This window comes from Flavobacterium suaedae, assembly GCF_014642915.1.
GTDB lineage: Bacteria > Bacteroidota > Bacteroidia > Flavobacteriales > Flavobacteriaceae > Flavobacterium > Flavobacterium suaedae.
Genome location: NZ_BMJE01000003.1, coordinates 149,932 through 167,482 on the forward strand (window position 1 = coordinate 149,932; position 17,551 = coordinate 167,482).

Consider the following 17,551-nt stretch of genomic DNA (forward strand, 5'->3'; position numbering starts at 1 on the left):
TACAACCAAAATAAAAAGCCTGACTTAATAAGTCAGGCTTTTTTGTTTAAAATACACACACTAAATTTATAGCTTTACAACTGTCATACTTTTTGTTGCGGACTGACTAAAAGCTTTTACTATATATGAACCTGATTGAAAATCGTTCATATAAACTTTTACCGTAGCAGTAGATGATGTTGCATCAACAACTACTCTTCCCGCCATATCATATACCACTACTCTGTCAATTACCTCTCCTGCCGTAATTGTTAGTACATCTGTTACGGGGTTAGGGAAATACTGAAGTTGTACAATTTCATTCTCTTCTGTTGAAGCAACACTTTGTACCGCAATTGTACCTTGCATAGAAGGGTGAAAATTACAAGCATAACTTGTACTGCCTACTTCAGTAAAAGTATGAGAATACTCCTCATTACTTCCTGTTATAGTACCACTATTAAAAGACTCTGCTCCTCCTGCCTGGCTGGTAACAGTATGCGGTGCAGAATCATCCCACGTCCAGGTAACAGTATCACCTGCATCAATAGTAATTGTAGTTTCGCTTGATGATACCCCCATAAACCAAGGCACCATGTGAGTTGTTTGGGCACTTACTCCCATTGTAGCAAATAATAACCCCAAAAGTAATTTTTTTCTCATAGCTTTTTATTTTTTTAATTAAACAATGAATGCTGAAAGGTAATTACTTTTTAAGCTGTTACAGGATACAACTTAGTATAGCGGGATTACTACCGAGTATTTATAGTATATAGCTTAGTATTTGTTAAACAGACGCTTTAGTATAAGAATCTATTTTGTCAAGGTGAAGTATTGTTTTAGTATTATCATCATTCTCTTCATACATAATATCAAACTTTGCCCCGTAAATAATTTCATTAAAGGTATAGGACGTACCTGTTGAAACTGTACTGCTAAATACATCATCAAAAGCTTTTAAATATACTATTATCTCTCCTTCTGTATTTTTAAAATCTTCTTCTGTAAATCCATAAAAAGGACTATCCTCTGTAATTGGGTGCACTAATGTCCAACTCAGGGTTAATGCATTTATTTTATGGAGCTCTAAGTCCAGTCTGTAAAATTTATTTACCATTTTCCCTCCTTCCACAACACTCATACCTAATGTCATTCTGGCTTCAGCATCAATTAAATTAGTATTTTTAAACGGAGCCATTCGCACCATAAACCCTTTACCATCTTTATAAGGTGCTACAACCGCATTATGAGAGAATTTAAGAAATGCCCTCGGTCTGCTGAACCGACCGTAAAATAAACCTGTAGCAATGGCAAAACTAAGTAAACCGGTTAATGCTTCTGTTGCAGCAAGTGCACTGGTAAGAAAACCATTTGGGCTAATATGCCCATACCCTACAGTAGTAAAAGTCTGCGCACTAAAAAAGTATGCCTTACCAAACTTAACCCATTCAGAACGTGAAGCTGCTTCTATACCATCTAAGTACTCAATACCAATAGCATAATATAAAGTTGCAAAAACAAAGTTTATACTTGCATAAAAAAGAAAAAGTATACCTATAAACTTCCAGGTAGGCATACCTTGCATGGTATGAAACCAACTGGTTCGGGTAATAAAGTTCATCCCCCTTTTTTCTATATTGGCAGTACCGTCTTTATTAATAAAACGCCCGCCATAGTTTCCCGGATTAGTACCAAAACCAGTACTACTGCTGGTTTTAGCATTAGGGTTTATATTTTTAAAAACATTCATTTTCTAAAATAGACTATTTACAAAAATAGTAAAAGATAACATGGTGTGACAGCAAGTATTAAAACAGTTAAATTAAATAGTGTTCTGCACAATTAATAATAGTAAAAGAATAAAATTATATATTTAAATAAACTATAATACTTGTAAAAAAATTAAATTTTAGTTAACATTGTTTACTCAAACTAATATATATTTTAAATCCATTCAATTAATAAATTATGAAAAAAATCGTAATGATTGCACTAAGTGTAATCACTCTGTCTTTCACTAGTTGTTCTGATGATGATTCATCTACATTAGAAAATGAAAATCAAGAACAAAATGAGAATGAAAACCCTGCTGGATATGCCATGACTGTAAAAATAAATGGGGTTTTACACAACATGCAAAGTATTTTTGGAGGGAACCATGCCTCTTCAAGTATTTATACAGCTTATCCTGATGAAGATTATATATTTCTTCAAGGTTCATGGGTAGACTCTCCATTTGCTAAAGAAATAGATATTTTTATTAGTAGAGACGATTTACAGCCAGGCACATATTACGTAAACCAAGCAACATATGAAACTGCCACCCATATTGACTTAATTGACAATACTAACTCTATTAATGAAACTACTGTGTCCGGACAAATAACCATAACAGAAGTAGATACTTCTGCAAAAACTGTAAAAGGCACATTTGAGTTTGATACTGCTGACTACCCACAAGGAGAAGAAAATCCTACTGTAAACTATCATCTTACTGAAGGAACCTTCAGCTATGAGTACGATGTAGAATAAGCAAATTATCAAATAATAAAAAAGCCCTCTTAATTAAGAGGGCTTTTTTATTTATCTGCTTAAGTACATTTTTCTTCGTGAATACAATTCGTAGAACTGGTCATCTTTTAAGTCTTCTATAAACAAGATGCTTTCTCCTGTACTTTTCATTTCAGGTCCCAGTTTCTTATTTACTTTCGGGAACTTATTAAACGAGAACACCGGTTGCTTTATAGCATATCCTTTCAATTGAGGGTTAAAAGTAAAGTCTTTTACTTTTTTCTCACCCAGCATTACTTTAGTTGCATAGTTTACATAAGGCTCTCCATATGCTTTTGCAATAAACGGTACTGTACGCGATGCTCTTGGGTTTGCCTCTATAATGTATACGGTATCATCTTTTACAGCAAACTGTATATTGATAAGACCTACTGTTTTTAATGCTAATGCTATTTTCTTAGTATGGTCTTTTATCTGCTGCATTACAAACTCACCAAGGTTAAACGGTGGTAACGTTGCATTACTATCTCCCGAGTGTACCCCACAAGGCTCTATATGCTCCATTATACCGATGATGTAGACATCCTCTCCGTCACATATTGCATCAGCCTCTGCTTCAATAGCTCCGTCCAGGTAGTGGTCTAATAGTAATTTGTTACCCGGTATGTTTTTCAATAAATCGATAACGTGTTCTTCAAGTTCCTCTTTATTGATAACAATTTTCATTCCCTGACCTCCTAATACGTATGATGGTCTTACCAATAGTGGAAAGTCCAACTCATCAGAAAGTTTTACAGCTTCTTCCGCGCTTTCTGCTACGCCAAATTTAGGGTAAGGTATATCAAGTGTAGAAAGTAGTTCTGAGAACCTACCTCTGTCTTCAGCTAAATCCAGTGCTTCGTAACTTGTTCCGAATATTTTTATACCGTAGCGGTCAAGTTTTTCAGCCAGTTTAAGTGCTGTTTGCCCTCCAAGCTGAACAATTACACCTTCCGGCTTTTCGTGGCGGATTATATCATATATATGTTCCCAGAATACGGGCTCAAAGTACAGTTTATCTGCTGTATCAAAATCTGTTGAAACCGTTTCAGGGTTACAGTTAATCATTATAGTTTCGTACCCACATTCTGATGCTGCAAGCACACCGTGAACACAAGAGTAGTCAAACTCAATACCCTGCCCTATTCGGTTAGGTCCTGAACCAAGCACTACTACCTTTTTCTTATCTGTTACTATACTTTCGTTAGCTACATATTTAGTACCGTCAGCTTTTTCTATTTCAGCTTCAAAGGTTGAGTAGTAATATGGGGTTTTAGCGGTAAATTCAGCAGCACAAGTATCTACCAGTTTATACACACGCTTCACGCCCATTTCTTCACGTTTGTTGTATACTTCACTTTCCAAGCACTTCATCATGTGTGCTATCTGTCTGTCAGCAAAACCTTTTTGTTTCGCTTCCAGTAATAACTCTTTAGGTAAAGTATCAACGGTGTAGTTAGAAATTTCTTTTTCAAGTGCATCCAGTTCTTCATATTGCTTTAAGAACCACATGTCTATTTTAGTAATTTCGTGTATACGGCTTAATGGTATACCCATTTGTATCGCATCATATATTACAAAAACTCTGTCCCAACTTGGGTTAGCCAGTTTTTCTATAATCTGCTCGTAATTTGTATATCCTTTTCCGTCAGCACCAAGACCGTTACGCTTAATTTCAAGTGATTGTGTTGCCTTGTGTAGTGCTTCCTGGAATGAGCGACCTATACCCATTACCTCTCCTACCGATTTCATTTGAAGCCCCAGTGTTCTTTCAGCTCCTTCAAACTTATCAAAGTTCCAACGTGGTATTTTTACAATTACGTAGTCAAGTGTAGGCTCAAATAATGCTGATGTAGATTTTGTTATCTGGTTTTCAAGTTCATCTAAATGATAGCCTAAAGCCAGTTTAGATGCTACTTTTGCAATTGGGTAACCTGTTGCTTTTGAAGCCAGTGCCGATGAACGTGATACTCTTGGGTTAATTTCAATGGCTACTATATCTTCTTTTTCATCAGGGCTAACGGCAAACTGCACGTTACAGCCTCCTGCAAAGTTACCGATGCTTCGCATCATTTTTATTGCCATATCACGCATTCTCTGATAGGTAGTATCAGATAGTGTCATGGCAGGCGCTACAGTAATACTGTCTCCCGTATGGATTCCCATAGGGTCCATATTTTCTATTGAACATATAATTACTACGTTATCATTTTTATCACGTAATAACTCAAGTTCATATTCTTTCCAGCCTAAAAGGGCTTTATCTATAAGTACCTCATGTATTGGTGATGCCTCTAAACCTCTTGTAAGCAGTTCATCAAAATCTTCTTTGCTGTGTACAAAAGAAGCTCCTGAACCACCTAGTGTAAACGATGGACGTATTACTAAAGGAAAACCGAACTCTTGCGCTATTTCTTTACCTTGCAGGAAAGAGTTTGCCGTTTTTGCAGGAGCTACAGGTATATCAATCTTTTTAAGTAATTGCTTAAACTGCTCTCTGTTTTCGGTTATATTAATAGCATTAATATCTACACCTATTAGTCGTACATTAAAATCTTCCCATATTCCTTTATCTTCTGCTTCAAGGCAAAGGTTTAAGGCTGTTTGCCCACCCATGGTAGGTAATACAGCATCAATATTTGGGTGTGCTTTTAATATTTCAATAATAGACTTTGTAGTTAACGGCTTTAAGTAAACATGATCCGCCATAGAAGGATCTGTCATAATTGTTGCCGGGTTAGAGTTTATTAATATAACCTCTATACCTTCTTCTCTTATTGAACGTGCCGCTTGCGAACCGGCATAATCAAACTCACAGGCCTGCCCTATTACTATTGGACCGGAACCGATAATTAAAATAGATTTGATAGAATTGTCTCTAGGCATTATGTTGTAGTTGTGTGTTTAGTACTGTGTTATGCAAATTTAATGTTTATTTAAAGAACTTTTCAATTAAAAAAAGTATACGCCATTACTGACTAGGTATAAAAAAAGGCGTTACCCGTAAAGTAACACCTTTTTATATTTTCAAAACAAACATTATTTCTTATGTCTTGGTTCACTGGAAACCGTTAGTTTGTGTCTTCCTTTTGCCCTTCTGCGAGCAAGCACTTTTCTACCGTTGGCAGAGGCCATTCTTTCCATAAAACCGTGCTTATTTCTTCTTTTTCTTCTCGATGGTTGAAACGTTCTCTTACTCATTACTGTGTATCTTTAAAATCTTAATTGTAATATGTTGTCAGGGCATTAGGAAAACCTGTTTCCGAAACCGAGTGCAAATATACAAACCTTTTTTTTTCTTACAATACCTTTATAAAAAATATTTTTAATTCATTTTCTTACCTTTGCACCTCAAAATTACTCAGGTATTATGTTCAACAAGAATTTCAAATTAATAATTGCAGCACTTATAATAATAACTGCTGTATGGCAATTTACAGAAAAGAATATTGGTAACGGTATATTTTTAATATTACTTTCTTTAATATTCGTATTCCTTTACTTTAAAAACGAAATTATACTACTTGCTTTTTTAAAACTGAGAAAACAGGATTTTGAAGGAGCAACAAAACTTTTAAATAAAATTAAAGACCCTGAAGCTGCACTGGTAAGAAAGCAACAAGGGTACTATAATTACCTGCATGGTTTAATGCTTTCTCAAACTAACCTTACTAAAGCTGAAAAGTATTTAAAGAAGGCTGTAGAGCTTGGTTTAAATATGGATCAGGATTTAGCGATGGCTAAGCTAAACCTTGCCGGTATTGCTATGACGAAAAACAGAAAGATAGAAGCAGAGAAACTTCTTGCCGATGCTAAAAAACTGGATAAGCATAATATGTTGAAAGACCAGATTACTATGATGAAACAACAAATGAAGAGAGGTCCTGTACAGCAAATGAGAAGATACTAAGAACTTTACAATATAACAGCAATAAAAAAAGCCACCTCTTTAGGTGGCTTTTTTTATTGCTGGTCTGTTTTTATTAATACCCCTTAATAGGAATTTCAAAAACATACTCCTTTCCTTTGGTGTTATTTAACGCTCTGTCTCGTAACCAAGGGTTATGTATTTTTAAAATTTTGTAATTAATACCTTGCTGTTTTGCAAATACGGCTAAATCAGGTATCGATGTATTTACTACTACTTTTTTAACTGGTAATACAGGATATGAATCGGCTGGCAGTAAATTAAACCCATATTTAAACGGATTTTGCATTATTTGCTTTAACGCCAGTATCCTGAAAACATATCTTGATGTTTCTTCTGTTAATAACAAATCATAATAATTATCTACCCCCTGAAATGTAATTTGCCTGTTTACGCCTGCTACACCTCCGTTGTACGATGCTGCTGCAAGCGTCCACGAACCAAATTTCTCTTTAGCATCTACAAGGTATTTACAAGCAGCTTCTGTTGATTTTGCTAAATGATAGCGCTCATCCACCTCATCACTTACCTCTAAGCCGTATTGTTTTCCGGTAGCGGGCATAAATTGCCATACACCTCTTGCCCCGGCAGGAGATACCACGTTTTCCAGTCTGCTTTCTATAACTGCCAGGTATTTAAAATCATCAGGAACTCCGTTTTTTTTCAAAATAGGCTCAATTACCTCAAATGCACGATTGGCACGTTTTATAATAAGCTGTGTACTTGCATGTAAATTAGCATTAATCATTAACTCTTTATCCAGCCTTTCGCTAACATCTGCAATATCCAGCGGAGTCTTTTCTCCTGCAAAATCTATTTCTTTAGGGAAATAATAATAATTCGGCTCAACAGTTTCCGCTGTTGTTTTATCTGTTGTAACTCCATCTCCGGAAACCGCATGTATAAATACACCACTTATTAAAACCACACCTCCTATAACACACGCTTTTTTCACCCATTCCATACCTTAATACTTTTTAAATTTTTATTGATTTGATTTTAATACTCTACACTAGTAAAATTACAAAAATGACACCAAAAGTTAGTCTCCTAATATAATTTTCGGCAGATTTTCATTTAACCATTTTGCCTTATTAATTATCATAATATGTGTACCACCTTTCACTGTAATATAATCTTTTAAATACTGTGGAGGGAAAACACCATCGTTATCACCATGTATATGTACCACTTTAGGGTTAGCTTCTGTTCGTTCCCATAAAATTATAGTTTTAAACGCCCAGTCTAAATATTTCTTATCCCTAACAGAAAGATATTTTTCATACAGCTTTAAACGTTTTGCTATAACGTTATTACCATTAGCAAACTTTGCCAGCCAGTCTACCTTTTCCATTAAGGCTGTAGGGAAAACCCTGTAAGCCTGTACCAGTTTGGCAAACTTCATTCTGCGTGGAAATTCTGCATTACACTTAACACTCGATATAATTATTGTTTTCCTCACCGCTATTAATTCTGTCATTTCCTGTACTAATACACCTCCAAACGAAACTCCTACCAAAACAGGATTTTCATGCTTTATATCTTTTACAATTCTGGATGCATAATGTTGTAATGTTTCATTTTCTTCAGGTAGTTTCCATTCTAAAAAAAACATCTCAAATTTATCTTCAGGGAGCTTAATATTTTCAAAAATAACAGGACTTGCAGCAAGCCCGGGCATAAAGTATACAGGAATCTTTTCCATGTAAATAGTACGTTTTAACGTTCAATTGAACGGATTTATGGATTTTTATTACGAAATTTGTATAAAATTAGAATATTTATCGTTCTTAATACACAGCCTTTAATTTAATTTATTAACTAAATTATGAAATCACGTTTATTCCCAAAAAGTGAGAGAGGCACTGCCGACCATGGTTGGCTACAAGCCAACTTTTCCTTTTCTTTCGGAAATTATTATAACCCTGATGTTGTTCAGTTTGGTATGCTTCGTGTACTGAATGATGATACTATTGCAGCAGGTATGGGATTTGGTACCCACCCACATGACAATATGGAAATTATTACCATACCAATGGAAGGTGGTTTAACACACCGCGACAGCATGGGCAACCAAGAAACGGTACGCTTTGGCGAAGTACAGGTTATGAGCGCGGGAACCGGTATACAACACTCCGAAATGAATGCGAGCCATACTGAAAGGGCTAAAACCCTGCAAATATGGATTTTTCCTGAAATGCAGGATGTAAAACCAAGATATGACCAAAAAGCTTTTGACCTTAAAAGCAATAAAAATAAGTTTGTTACAGTTGTATCTCCATATAATAAACAAGAAGATGAGGCATTGTGGATATACCAACAGGCATATTTGAATTTAGGTGTTTTTGACGAAGGTGTAAAAACACAATATAAATTGCAAATACCTGAAAATGGTGTTTACCTGTTTTTAATAGAAGGTAAACTGGAGATAAACGGCGAAGAGATAAATGAGCGTGATGCTTTTGGTATAGTTGAATTTGATACTGTAGCTGTTGAAGTGAAAGCACCATCGAAAATCTTGACAATAGAAGTCCCTATGAAATTTAACCAATAAAAAAAACATGGAAATTAAAGACAATGAATTTCAAAGACAGTTTGAAACTACTGTAGATGATCAAATGCTTTCAGTAGAGTACTCCGTACAGGATAGAAAAATATTCCTTACCAGAGTAAATACACCAGATGACTTTGATAACGATGATGTTGTAAATGATTTTTTAAAAGAAATTTTAGCTATAGCAGAAGAAAAAAAATTACGTGTAGTGCCTGTTCATCCTAAAGTAGCTTCTTTTTTCAGGAAAAACCCTGTATATAAAGAAATGTTACCTCCGGGTATAAGAATTTAACTTTAAAGCACTCTGAAAAAATCTTTTATTCTTTAAACCATCACATTTTTTAGCTTATAGCTTTAAAAAATACTTTAAGAACAACATTTTAATACCGTATTTACTAAAATTCAGGAGGGTTTTTCTGGCTATTTTTTTCAGAAATAAAACGCTTTGGCAAGTATGTACACCCCTAATTTTAAAATAAACTAGACATATTCAGGAGTATTTACAAACTCCATACGAACTATACCGTCATCGTCTATTTTAGTAAGTTTTATTTCGTGTAATGTGTTTACCAGTTCAGGATTCCAAGGTGTTTTTACTTTTACGTAATTTTCAGTAAAACCGTGTATATAGCCTTCTTTGTTTTCGCTTTCAAATAATACGGTTCGTGTACTCCCTATTTGGCTCTCATAAAAAGCTCGGCGCTTTTTAACCGATAGCCCACGCAGCATTTTACTGCGCTTACTACGCACTTTTGCAGGCACTACTCCATCCATTTCGGCAGCAGGAGTATTGGCTCTTTCGCTATACGTAAATACATGAAGGTAGGATATATCCATTTCATTAAGGTAATTGTATGTTTCCAGGAAATCCTCATCAGTTTCCCCGGGGAAACCTACAATAACATCTACCCCAATGCAGGCATGAGGCATAACCTCTTTTATTTGCATAACACGATTAGTATAAACATCACGAAGATAACGGCGACGCATTAACTTTAAAATTTTATCGCTACCCGATTGTAACGGTATATGGAAGTGCGGCACAAAAGTTTTACTCTGTGCTACAAAATCTATCGTTTCATTTTTAAGTAGGTTCGGCTCAATAGATGATATTCTCAGGCGTTCTATACCTTCAACCTCATCCAGTGCCTGTACCAGTTCATAAAAAGTATGTTCATGCTTTTTATTACCAAACTCTCCTTTACCATAGTCACCTACATTTACTCCTGTAAGCACTATTTCTTTTATGTTTTGAGCAGATATTTCAGCAGCATTTTTAAGCACATTTTCTAAAGTATCGCTTCGGGAAATACCCCTAGCTAGCGGAATGGTACAATAGGTACATTTATAATCGCATCCATCCTGCACCTTTAAAAAAGCACGTGTACGGTCGCCAATGGAATAACTTCCCACATAAAAATCAGCTTCTGATATTTCGCAGGAGTGCACCTCTCCCATATCATTTTTAGAAAGGTCATTAATATAATCTGTTATCTTAAATTTCTCGGTAGCGCCTAAAACAAGGTCTACACCATCAACAGCGGCAAGTTCTTCCGGCTTTAACTGGGCATAACACCCTACAGCAGCCACAAAAGCATTCTCGTTCTTTTTAAGCGCCTTTTTTACTACCTGTTTAAATTGTTTATCAGCATTTTCGGTAACCGAACATGTGTTAACAACATAAATATCCGCAACATCTTCAAATTCAACACGGTCGAAACCTTCATCCTGAAAATTACGGGCAATAGTAGATGTTTCTGAAAAATTCAGTTTGCATCCCAGTGTGTAAAAAGCAACTTTTTTTCTGTTTTCCATATCCATAAGCCTGTAAAAAGCTATTCCAAATTAGCCTGCAAATTTACAAACAATAAGCGGTAAATAAAATTAGCAATGATTATATTTGTGCTTAATATGTTATTATTTAAGCTATGGAATCCTCTCAAATACAAAAAGATAAGCTGGAACTTATCGAATGGATAACACAAATAGACGATAGCGACTTACTGAATAAGTTAAAAGCTATAATGATTGAAGATGAAAATAACTCTTTTCAACTTTCAAAAGAACAGCAATTAATTTTAGAAGAAGCTGCTGAAAAATACCATTCAAAAAAGGAGTGTAGTTATACTTGGGAGGAGGTGAAAAACAATGCTGTAGAATTGAAAAAAAGCATTAATGAAAAGAAAGCATAAAGTTACTTTTACATCACGGGCTAATAATGATGTACTTATAGCTTTTGAATACTACGAATCCTCACAAAAAGATTTAGGCAATTATTTTCTTGACTCATTAGAAAACAGTATTATTTCTATAGACAATAATACTGAAATTTATAAATTTATACATAAATCTTTTCAACAGGCAAAAGTAAAACGCTTTCCTTATGTGATTATATTTGAGTGCAAGGATAAAGAAATAATAATACTGTCTGTTTTCAACACATATCAAAACCCAATAAAGAAAATTAAATAGCTTGATAAAAAGAACTACAATAAGCCTGCTCTATATTGTAATAATTACAGTATTTTCTTCATGTAGCAATACAAAAAAAGAAAACAAAGACCACCTTGTTTTCAGGTATAATGAAAATGCAGCTGTAAACTCATTAGATCCTGCTTTTTCGCGCATACGTCCATCCATTTGGGTTTGTAATCAACTATTTAACGGGTTAGTACAATTAGACAGCGCTTTAAACATACAACCCGATATTGCAAAAAGCTGGGAAATATCGCCCGACGGTAAAACCTATACTTTTACACTTAGGCATGATGTTTATTTCCATAAAAGTGCTGTTTTCGGAACAGACAGCACACGAACTGTAAATGCTGCCGATTTTGAATACAGTCTTAATCGCCTGCTTGATGAAAACATAGCTTCACCTGGACGGTGGATATTACAAAACGTAGAAAGCTTTAAAGCTGAGAATGATACTACATTTACCATACAACTCAACAAAACATTCCCTGCATTTTTAGGATTACTCACCATGAAATATGCTTCTGTAGTACCGCATGAAGCTTTTGAAGCAGAGGGATATACCTTCCGTTCTAACCCTATAGGTACAGGACCTTTTCAATTTAAAATATGGGAAGAGAATATAAAACTGGTACTACGGAAAAACCCATTATACTACGAGAAAGACGAAAACGGAATACAACTCCCTTACCTTGAAGCAGTAGCTATTACCTTTTTACCCGATAAACAAAGTGGCTTTTTACAATTTGTACAAGGCAGGCAGGACTTTGTATCAGGACTTGATCCTTCTTATAAAGATGAAATATTAACGCCTAAAGGAACATTACAGCCCGATTACGAGAACAGTGTTACTATGATTACAGGCCCTTACCTGAATACGGAGTACATTGGTTTCCGTCTTGATGGTGATAACAATACCGTTAAAGATAAACGTATAAGGCAGGCTTTAAACTATGGTTTTAACCGCAGTAAAATGATTATGTACTTGCGTAACGGTATGGGAACCCCTGCTATTCATGGTATGATACCTACAGGGCTTGGCGGATACGGGACAAAAGGTTACGATTATAACCCAGCAAAAGCTCGAGAGTTGGTAGCTGCCTATAAAGCTGAAACAGGTGACAATAATCCAAAGGTACAGCTAAGCACAAGTGCTTCTTACCTTGATATTGCCGAGTATCTGCAAAGAGAATGGCAAAAAATAGGTATAGCAGTAGCGGTAGATGTTAACCCACCATCTACCCTATCGCAATCTATATCAAACGGAAAAGTTTCTTTTTTTAAAGCTAGCTGGATAGCCGATTACCCTGATGCGGAAAATTACTTGTCACTTTTTTACAGTAAAAATTTCTCTCCGGCAGGACCTAACTATACGCACTTTAAAAATGAGGCTTTTGACAAACTATACGAAAAAGCCTTTACAGTTATTGATGATAAAGAAAGGTATAAGCTTTACAGGCAAATGGACTCTATAGTAATGGAAGAAGCTCCTGTCATACCTTTATTTTACGATAAAGCAGCACGGTTTACGCATAAAAATGTGTCAGGATTAGGAATAAACCCTCTTAATTTACTGGTATTGAAACACGTGAAAAAACAGTAAAACAGCACTTAACAAAATCATAAACTAATAGCTATACAGTAAATTCTTTCATAATTTTAAATAGTAATTTAAACACTATTAGCTATGAAAAAGAATATACTCCTTATACTCTCACTCTTATTTGCTGTTACCCTGTATGCGCAGGAAGTACCTATAACTTATAAAGAACTACCGCAACAAGCACAAAAGTTTATAGTTAAAAACTTTACTGATGATTTTAGTTTTGCCATAAAGGAAGTCTACAGAGGCAAAGTAATATATACCGCAACTTTGGAAGATGATACTAAAATTACATTTGACGAGGTAGGTGACTGGGAAACAGTTACAGGGAAAAATAAAAAAATACCTTACTCCTTTATACAAATGCCTATAAAAGAGTATGTAAAAATTAATTACCCTGAAAAGTACATAGTAAAAATAAAAAGAACTGATTTAAACTATATAATCACCCTAAACAATAATATCGATTTAACTTTTGATGCTCAGGGGATATACACCCGCACTGATTAATTTTTACGTTTTTTCCTTTTATTTTTTCGGTATTGCCATGGTGCAGTAGGCTTTTTATCTGCCCAAAGCCCTACTTGTTCTTCTCGGGCTTGCTCTTCCAAAACTCCAAGCATTTTATTATTGGAATAGTCTTTATAATGCCATGCTAAACCCGCTTTTATAAGCTGTTCGTTTACATTAACACCATCCTGAGTAATAACCGTACCTACTACCCTGCCATAACGGTCTCGCTTACCTCCTGATTTTACAGTTACTATTTCGCCATAACATAAATCAGAGGCATAGCGTTTTGCTGTATTACCGTAAGGTTGCGATTTTTCAGGACAGTCTATTTCTGCTAAACGTACTCGTTCAGGCTCTCCGTCGTATAAAACTTCAAAAGTATCACCGTCTTTTACACTAATTACCTTTCCGGTAAAGGTTTTTAATGCACGGTAATTTTTTTTGCTCTTCTTTTTAGAAGAACGCTCTATTCGGTTATCTCTGGGGTTACCTTCTTCAAAATTTTGAACAACAGTTAAAACTGATATTAATAATACAATCAGTAAGCCCCATATAGAATATTTCTTCTTACCCTTGCTTCCGGTAGTTGTTCTTCTTTGCTTTCTTGTCATGCTACAAGTATACTGCCTTATTCGTCTTTACGCCACTTTTTAGTTTCTTCAAAAACGTGTTCCAGTATAGCAGCATCTTCTTCTGTAAACTCAACACTACGTCTTGACATTACTATTCTGGCAGTTTCAAAAGCCTTTTTAGTTATATAGGTTGTAAAGCCAGATGCGCCTCCCCAGGAAAAACTAGGTACAAAATTACGCGGGAAACCACTACCAAAAATATTAGCACTTACCCCTACTACTGTACCTGTATTAAACATGGTATTGATGCCACACTTACTATGGTCCCCCATCATTAAGCCGCAAAACTGCGTTCCTGTTTTCGCGAATCTTCCGGTTTCATAACTCCAGAGTTTAACCTCATCATAGTTATTTTTAAGGTTAGAGTTATTCGTATCGGCACCAAGATTACACCATTCACCTAATACTGAATTTCCTAAAAAGCCATCGTGGCCTTTATTAGAGTAGCCAAATAATACTGAATTATTAACCTCTCCGCCTATACGCGAATGAGGCCCTACTGTAGTAGCACCATATACTTTAGTGGCAAGTTTTACCTGAGCGCCTTCGCAAAGTGCAAAAGGTCCCCGAATAACAGAGTTTTCCATAATCTCGGTATCCTTACCTATATATATAGGTCCTGTAGAAGCATTTAAGGTCACAAATTGAAGTTTAGCACCTTCCTCTATAAATATATTTTCGTGCCCTATTACGTTTACACTTCCCGGTATTGGTTCAGAAGTGCGACCGTTAGTTAACAATTCAAAGTCTTCACGAATAGCGGCATCATTTTTCTGAAATATATCCCAAGGGTTTTCTACTCTTATACAATCTGCCGAATATTCTATAATATCATATGTATCAAAATCTACATTCTCCTGAGTGTCTTTTGTGTAAAATGCCACAACATCATCTCCTGAAAATAACGCCTGGTTTTCATTTAAACCTTCTATCATTTCTACCATATCTTCAGTTGGCAGGAAAGAGGCATTTATCATAATGTTCTCTTCCATTTCTACCATTGGGTATTTATCCATAAGGTACTCCTCTGTAAGTGTTGTAGTAGTGTACCCTAAGTGTTTTTCCCATTTTTCACGTATGGTAAGTATACCTATACGAATATCAGCTACAGGTCTTGTAAATGTAAATGGTAAAAGTGCATTACGCACAGGTCCGTCAAAAAGTATGTAGTTCATGGCATTAATTGTTAGTGAGCCAAAAATAGCGAATTAAGTTATAAATAAACAATACTACTACTGTTGTTTATTTGTTATGGTTTAAATCAATAAAAAAAGCCTTCTCGATTGAGAAGGCTTTTGATATATTGTAAAAACAAAAATTACTTTTTGAATTTTGCGTATTTGTTTTTGAACTTGTCGATACGTCCTGCTGTATCAATAAGTTTAGATTTACCTGTGTAGAATGGGTGTGATGTTCTGGAAATCTCCATTTTCACTACCGGATATTCAACTCCGTCTACTTCAATTGTTTCTTTTGTATCTGCTGTAGATTTAGTAATGAAAACATCGTCGTTAGACATGTCTTTAAAAGCTACTAATCTGTAATTCTCTGGGTGAATACCTTTTCTCATCTTTAAGTAAATTTTATTCCTTTAATGGCTGCAATTTGTTTCGCGGCTTTCTTTTGTTATACAGAAAGGTGTAAACGCATTACAACTTTTTGTTTTTAAATATTTTATTTTCAGACTGCAAAATTACAACTATTTTTTAAAAAACAAATAGCTAAAATTATTTTTTTCTACTGTAACACTCCTGCTATTTTCACTACTCATTAGGTCGTAATTAGTATATTTGTAACTTATAAAACCAAACAACCATGGAAAAAACTACATCACCAGGAAAAGCATCTTTACAATACGCTCTTATATTCGGAGTTTTAATGATTCTTGAGTTAGTAATAGGATACTCTCTTGATTTAAACGCACAAGCAGACCCTGTTGCGGGAATAGTTATGAACTTGCTTAACTTTTTAATACTACCCGTAACGTTTATATCCCTTGCTTGTAATCATTATAAAAAAATAAACGGAGGATATATTTCTTTTGGTCAGTCTATAAAATGTGGAGTATCAGTAACAGCTCTTGCTGCTCTTATATTTTCAGTATTGAATGCTTTATTCTATGTAATATTACCCGAAGCAAAAGAAAAAGTATTATTACAACAAAAAGAAGCTTTAGCGCAACAACCGGGTATGACTTCTGAAACTTTAAAACAAGCTGTTTCCGGTATTGAGTTTTTTATGCAACCTTATATTACAATTCCTTTCACTATAATAATGTTTACCTTTGTTGGTTTAATTATATCTTTAATTGTGGGAGCCATTGTAAAAAAGGACAACCCGGGAGCATTTTAAATATAAATGAATTTATCCATAGTTATACCACTTCTTAACGAAGAAGAATCACTTACCGAACTACATGAGTGGATTGTTAGTGTTATGAATACTAATAATTACACCTACGAAATCATTTTTATAGATGATGGCAGTACTGATAGTTCATGGGAGAAAATACAAACACTTTCTAAAACAAATCCGAATGTCAAAGGCATTCGGTTTTTCCGTAATTATGGGAAGTCTCAGGCGTTGCATGCAGGGTTTGCAAAAGCACAGGGAGATGTTATAATTACTATGGATGCCGACTTACAGGACAGCCCTGAAGAAATCCCTGAAATGCATGACCTTATAGTTAATAAAGGTTACCAACTTATTTCCGGATGGAAGAAAAAACGATATGATTCTGTAATAAGCAAAAACCTGCCTTCAAAATTATTTAACTGGGCTGCAAGGAAAACATCAGGCGTAAAACTTCATGATTTTAATTGCGGACTTAAGGCATACAAAAAAAGTGTGGTTAAAAATATTGAAGTATCAGGCGAAATGCATCGTTACATACCTGTATTGGTTAAAAATGCAGGCTTTAATAAAATAGGTGAAAAAGTAGTGCTCCACCAGGCTCGTAAATATGGTAATACAAAATTCGGTATAGAACGTTTTATAAACGGTTTCCTGGACCTGATTACTATATGGTTTATATCACGCTTTGGCAAACGCCCCATGCATTTATTCGGTGCATTGGGTGTACTTATGTTTATCATTGGCTTTTTAGCTGCTTTATATATTGGTTTTATTAAACTATATAAATTATATAACCATGAACCCGCCATACTGGTAACGGATAACCCTTGGTTTTATATAGCGCTGGCTACAATGGTAATAGGTACGCAGCTATTCCTTGCAGGATTTTTAGGAGAAATAATACTGCGCACCAAAAACAACGAAAAACAATATAAAATAAGTGAAACATTGTAGTCAAAAAT

20 protein-coding genes are annotated in these 17,551 nt (G+C 35.0%); 10 read left to right on the top strand and 10 right to left on the bottom strand.

Annotated elements, in window-relative coordinates; all coding sequences use genetic code 11:
- Window positions 1-66: 66 nt before the first annotated feature.
- Together IEW45_RS06470 and IEW45_RS06475 are read right to left on the bottom strand one after the other, a co-directional pair.
- On the bottom strand, window positions 67-642 hold the full coding sequence (locus IEW45_RS06470) for a T9SS type A sorting domain-containing protein (protein WP_188620422.1): 576 nt from the start codon (window positions 640-642) through the stop codon (window positions 67-69).
- A 124-nt stretch (window positions 643-766) separates the two neighbouring features.
- Window positions 767-1,729 carry an ion channel gene (locus tag IEW45_RS06475; protein ID WP_188620423.1) on the bottom strand — a complete coding sequence of 321 codons (963 nt, stop codon included), beginning with the start codon at window positions 1,727-1,729 and terminating at the stop codon, window positions 767-769.
- A 218-nt stretch (window positions 1,730-1,947) separates the two neighbouring features.
- Here IEW45_RS06475 and IEW45_RS06480 point away from each other — a divergent pair, with 218 nt between their 5' ends.
- Window positions 1,948-2,511, top strand: coding sequence for a Riean_0653 family protein (locus IEW45_RS06480; protein WP_188620424.1), 564 nt, complete (start codon window positions 1,948-1,950; stop codon window positions 2,509-2,511).
- 51 nt (window positions 2,512-2,562) lie between these two features.
- Here the strand turns inward: IEW45_RS06480 and carB are convergent, their stop codons facing one another.
- Window positions 2,563-5,415 carry a carbamoyl-phosphate synthase large subunit gene (gene carB / locus IEW45_RS06485; RefSeq protein WP_188620425.1) on the bottom strand — a complete coding sequence of 951 codons (2,853 nt, stop codon included), beginning with the start codon at window positions 5,413-5,415 and terminating at the stop codon, window positions 2,563-2,565.
- 153 nt (window positions 5,416-5,568) lie between these two features.
- Window positions 5,569-5,730: a 50S ribosomal protein L34 gene (gene rpmH, locus IEW45_RS06490; protein WP_135219126.1), complete on the bottom strand. Its 162-nt coding sequence runs from the start codon at window positions 5,728-5,730 to the stop codon at window positions 5,569-5,571.
- A gap of 169 nt (window positions 5,731-5,899) precedes the next feature.
- On the opposite strand from rpmH, the gene IEW45_RS06495 reads away from it, so the two are divergent.
- A complete protein-coding gene (locus tag IEW45_RS06495; protein ID WP_188620426.1) occupies window positions 5,900-6,439 on the top strand; it encodes a DUF2892 domain-containing protein in 540 nt (179 codons plus the stop codon).
- A gap of 73 nt (window positions 6,440-6,512) precedes the next feature.
- On the opposite strand, the gene IEW45_RS06500 is transcribed toward IEW45_RS06495, so the two are convergent.
- Window positions 6,513-7,421, bottom strand: coding sequence for a lytic transglycosylase domain-containing protein (locus tag IEW45_RS06500; RefSeq protein ID WP_188620427.1), 909 nt, complete (start codon window positions 7,419-7,421; stop codon window positions 6,513-6,515).
- A gap of 78 nt (window positions 7,422-7,499) precedes the next feature.
- Entirely contained in the window at window positions 7,500-8,162 is a 663-nt protein-coding gene (locus tag IEW45_RS06505) for an alpha/beta hydrolase (protein WP_188620428.1), read from the bottom strand.
- Between the two features lie 123 nt (window positions 8,163-8,285).
- On the opposite strand from IEW45_RS06505, the gene IEW45_RS06510 reads away from it, so the two are divergent.
- On the top strand, window positions 8,286-9,011 hold the full coding sequence (locus IEW45_RS06510; RefSeq protein WP_188620429.1) for a pirin family protein: 726 nt from the start codon (window positions 8,286-8,288) through the stop codon (window positions 9,009-9,011).
- A gap of 7 nt (window positions 9,012-9,018) precedes the next feature.
- Window positions 9,019-9,303: a GNAT family N-acetyltransferase gene (locus IEW45_RS06515; RefSeq protein WP_188620430.1), complete on the top strand. Its 285-nt coding sequence runs from the start codon at window positions 9,019-9,021 to the stop codon at window positions 9,301-9,303.
- A gap of 188 nt (window positions 9,304-9,491) precedes the next feature.
- Here the strand turns inward: IEW45_RS06515 and mtaB are convergent, their stop codons facing one another.
- Window positions 9,492-10,826, bottom strand: coding sequence for a tRNA (N(6)-L-threonylcarbamoyladenosine(37)-C(2))-methylthiotransferase MtaB (gene mtaB, locus IEW45_RS06520; RefSeq protein WP_188620431.1), 1,335 nt, complete (start codon window positions 10,824-10,826; stop codon window positions 9,492-9,494).
- A gap of 113 nt (window positions 10,827-10,939) precedes the next feature.
- Here mtaB and IEW45_RS06525 point away from each other — a divergent pair, with 113 nt between their 5' ends.
- The 4 genes from IEW45_RS06525 (at window position 10,940) to IEW45_RS06540 (ending at window position 13,599) form a co-directional block, all read left to right on the top strand.
- On the top strand, window positions 10,940-11,203 hold the full coding sequence (locus IEW45_RS06525; RefSeq protein WP_188620432.1) for a hypothetical protein: 264 nt from the start codon (window positions 10,940-10,942) through the stop codon (window positions 11,201-11,203).
- Complete coding sequence (locus IEW45_RS06530) at window positions 11,187-11,483, top strand: type II toxin-antitoxin system RelE/ParE family toxin (protein ID WP_188620433.1); 297 nt, start codon at window positions 11,187-11,189, stop codon at window positions 11,481-11,483. Before IEW45_RS06525 ends, IEW45_RS06530 begins: the two co-directional genes overlap by 17 nt.
- A 1-nt stretch (window position 11,484) precedes the next feature.
- Complete coding sequence (locus tag IEW45_RS06535; protein ID WP_373283170.1) at window positions 11,485-13,089, top strand: ABC transporter substrate-binding protein; 1,605 nt, start codon at window positions 11,485-11,487, stop codon at window positions 13,087-13,089.
- Window positions 13,090-13,173: 84 nt separating this feature from the next.
- Window positions 13,174-13,599 carry a PepSY-like domain-containing protein gene (locus IEW45_RS06540; protein WP_188620434.1) on the top strand — a complete coding sequence of 142 codons (426 nt, stop codon included), beginning with the start codon at window positions 13,174-13,176 and terminating at the stop codon, window positions 13,597-13,599.
- Here the strand turns inward: IEW45_RS06540 and IEW45_RS06545 are convergent.
- The 3 genes from IEW45_RS06545 to IEW45_RS06555 all read right to left on the bottom strand — a co-directional run bounded on the left by IEW45_RS06545 (window position 13,596) and on the right by IEW45_RS06555 (window position 15,804).
- Window positions 13,596-14,213 (bottom strand): thermonuclease family protein, encoded by a 618-nt coding sequence (locus IEW45_RS06545; RefSeq protein WP_188620435.1) that lies wholly within the window; start codon window positions 14,211-14,213, stop codon window positions 13,596-13,598. The genes IEW45_RS06540 and IEW45_RS06545 overlap by 4 nt on opposite strands.
- Window positions 14,214-14,230: 17 nt before the next feature.
- Complete coding sequence (locus tag IEW45_RS06550; protein ID WP_188620436.1) at window positions 14,231-15,409, bottom strand: GlmU family protein; 1,179 nt, start codon at window positions 15,407-15,409, stop codon at window positions 14,231-14,233.
- A 143-nt stretch (window positions 15,410-15,552) separates the two neighbouring features.
- On the bottom strand, window positions 15,553-15,804 hold the full coding sequence (locus IEW45_RS06555; RefSeq protein WP_188620437.1) for a type B 50S ribosomal protein L31: 252 nt from the start codon (window positions 15,802-15,804) through the stop codon (window positions 15,553-15,555).
- A 245-nt stretch (window positions 15,805-16,049) separates the two neighbouring features.
- On the opposite strand from IEW45_RS06555, the gene IEW45_RS06560 reads away from it, so the two are divergent.
- Entirely contained in the window at window positions 16,050-16,586 is a 537-nt protein-coding gene (locus tag IEW45_RS06560) for a DUF4199 domain-containing protein (RefSeq protein ID WP_188620438.1), read from the top strand.
- A gap of 6 nt (window positions 16,587-16,592) precedes the next feature.
- A complete protein-coding gene (locus IEW45_RS06565) occupies window positions 16,593-17,543 on the top strand; it encodes a glycosyltransferase family 2 protein (RefSeq protein WP_188620439.1) in 951 nt (316 codons plus the stop codon).
- Window positions 17,544-17,551: the final 8 nt, after the last annotated feature.

Coding starts and splice junctions, on each gene's coding strand:
- IEW45_RS06470 (WP_188620422.1), bottom strand. CDS start 642: ATGAGAAAAAAATTACTTTTGGGGTTATTATTTGCTACAATGGGAGTA.
- IEW45_RS06475 (WP_188620423.1), bottom strand. CDS start 1,729: ATGAATGTTTTTAAAAATATAAACCCTAATGCTAAAACCAGCAGTAGT.
- IEW45_RS06480 (WP_188620424.1), top strand. CDS start 1,948: ATGAAAAAAATCGTAATGATTGCACTAAGTGTAATCACTCTGTCTTTC.
- carB (WP_188620425.1), bottom strand. CDS start 5,415: ATGCCTAGAGACAATTCTATCAAATCTATTTTAATTATCGGTTCCGGT.
- rpmH (WP_135219126.1), bottom strand. CDS start 5,730: ATGAGTAAGAGAACGTTTCAACCATCGAGAAGAAAAAGAAGAAATAAG.
- IEW45_RS06495 (WP_188620426.1), top strand. CDS start 5,900: ATGTTCAACAAGAATTTCAAATTAATAATTGCAGCACTTATAATAATA.
- IEW45_RS06500 (WP_188620427.1), bottom strand. CDS start 7,421: ATGGAATGGGTGAAAAAAGCGTGTGTTATAGGAGGTGTGGTTTTAATA.
- IEW45_RS06505 (WP_188620428.1), bottom strand. CDS start 8,162: ATGGAAAAGATTCCTGTATACTTTATGCCCGGGCTTGCTGCAAGTCCT.
- IEW45_RS06510 (WP_188620429.1), top strand. CDS start 8,286: ATGAAATCACGTTTATTCCCAAAAAGTGAGAGAGGCACTGCCGACCAT.
- IEW45_RS06515 (WP_188620430.1), top strand. CDS start 9,019: ATGGAAATTAAAGACAATGAATTTCAAAGACAGTTTGAAACTACTGTA.
- mtaB (WP_188620431.1), bottom strand. CDS start 10,826: ATGGAAAACAGAAAAAAAGTTGCTTTTTACACACTGGGATGCAAACTG.
- IEW45_RS06525 (WP_188620432.1), top strand. CDS start 10,940: ATGGAATCCTCTCAAATACAAAAAGATAAGCTGGAACTTATCGAATGG.
- IEW45_RS06530 (WP_188620433.1), top strand. CDS start 11,187: ATGAAAAGAAAGCATAAAGTTACTTTTACATCACGGGCTAATAATGAT.
- IEW45_RS06540 (WP_188620434.1), top strand. CDS start 13,174: ATGAAAAAGAATATACTCCTTATACTCTCACTCTTATTTGCTGTTACC.
- IEW45_RS06545 (WP_188620435.1), bottom strand. CDS start 14,213: ATGACAAGAAAGCAAAGAAGAACAACTACCGGAAGCAAGGGTAAGAAG.
- IEW45_RS06550 (WP_188620436.1), bottom strand. CDS start 15,409: ATGAACTACATACTTTTTGACGGACCTGTGCGTAATGCACTTTTACCA.
- IEW45_RS06555 (WP_188620437.1), bottom strand. CDS start 15,804: ATGAGAAAAGGTATTCACCCAGAGAATTACAGATTAGTAGCTTTTAAA.
- IEW45_RS06560 (WP_188620438.1), top strand. CDS start 16,050: ATGGAAAAAACTACATCACCAGGAAAAGCATCTTTACAATACGCTCTT.
- IEW45_RS06565 (WP_188620439.1), top strand. CDS start 16,593: ATGAATTTATCCATAGTTATACCACTTCTTAACGAAGAAGAATCACTT.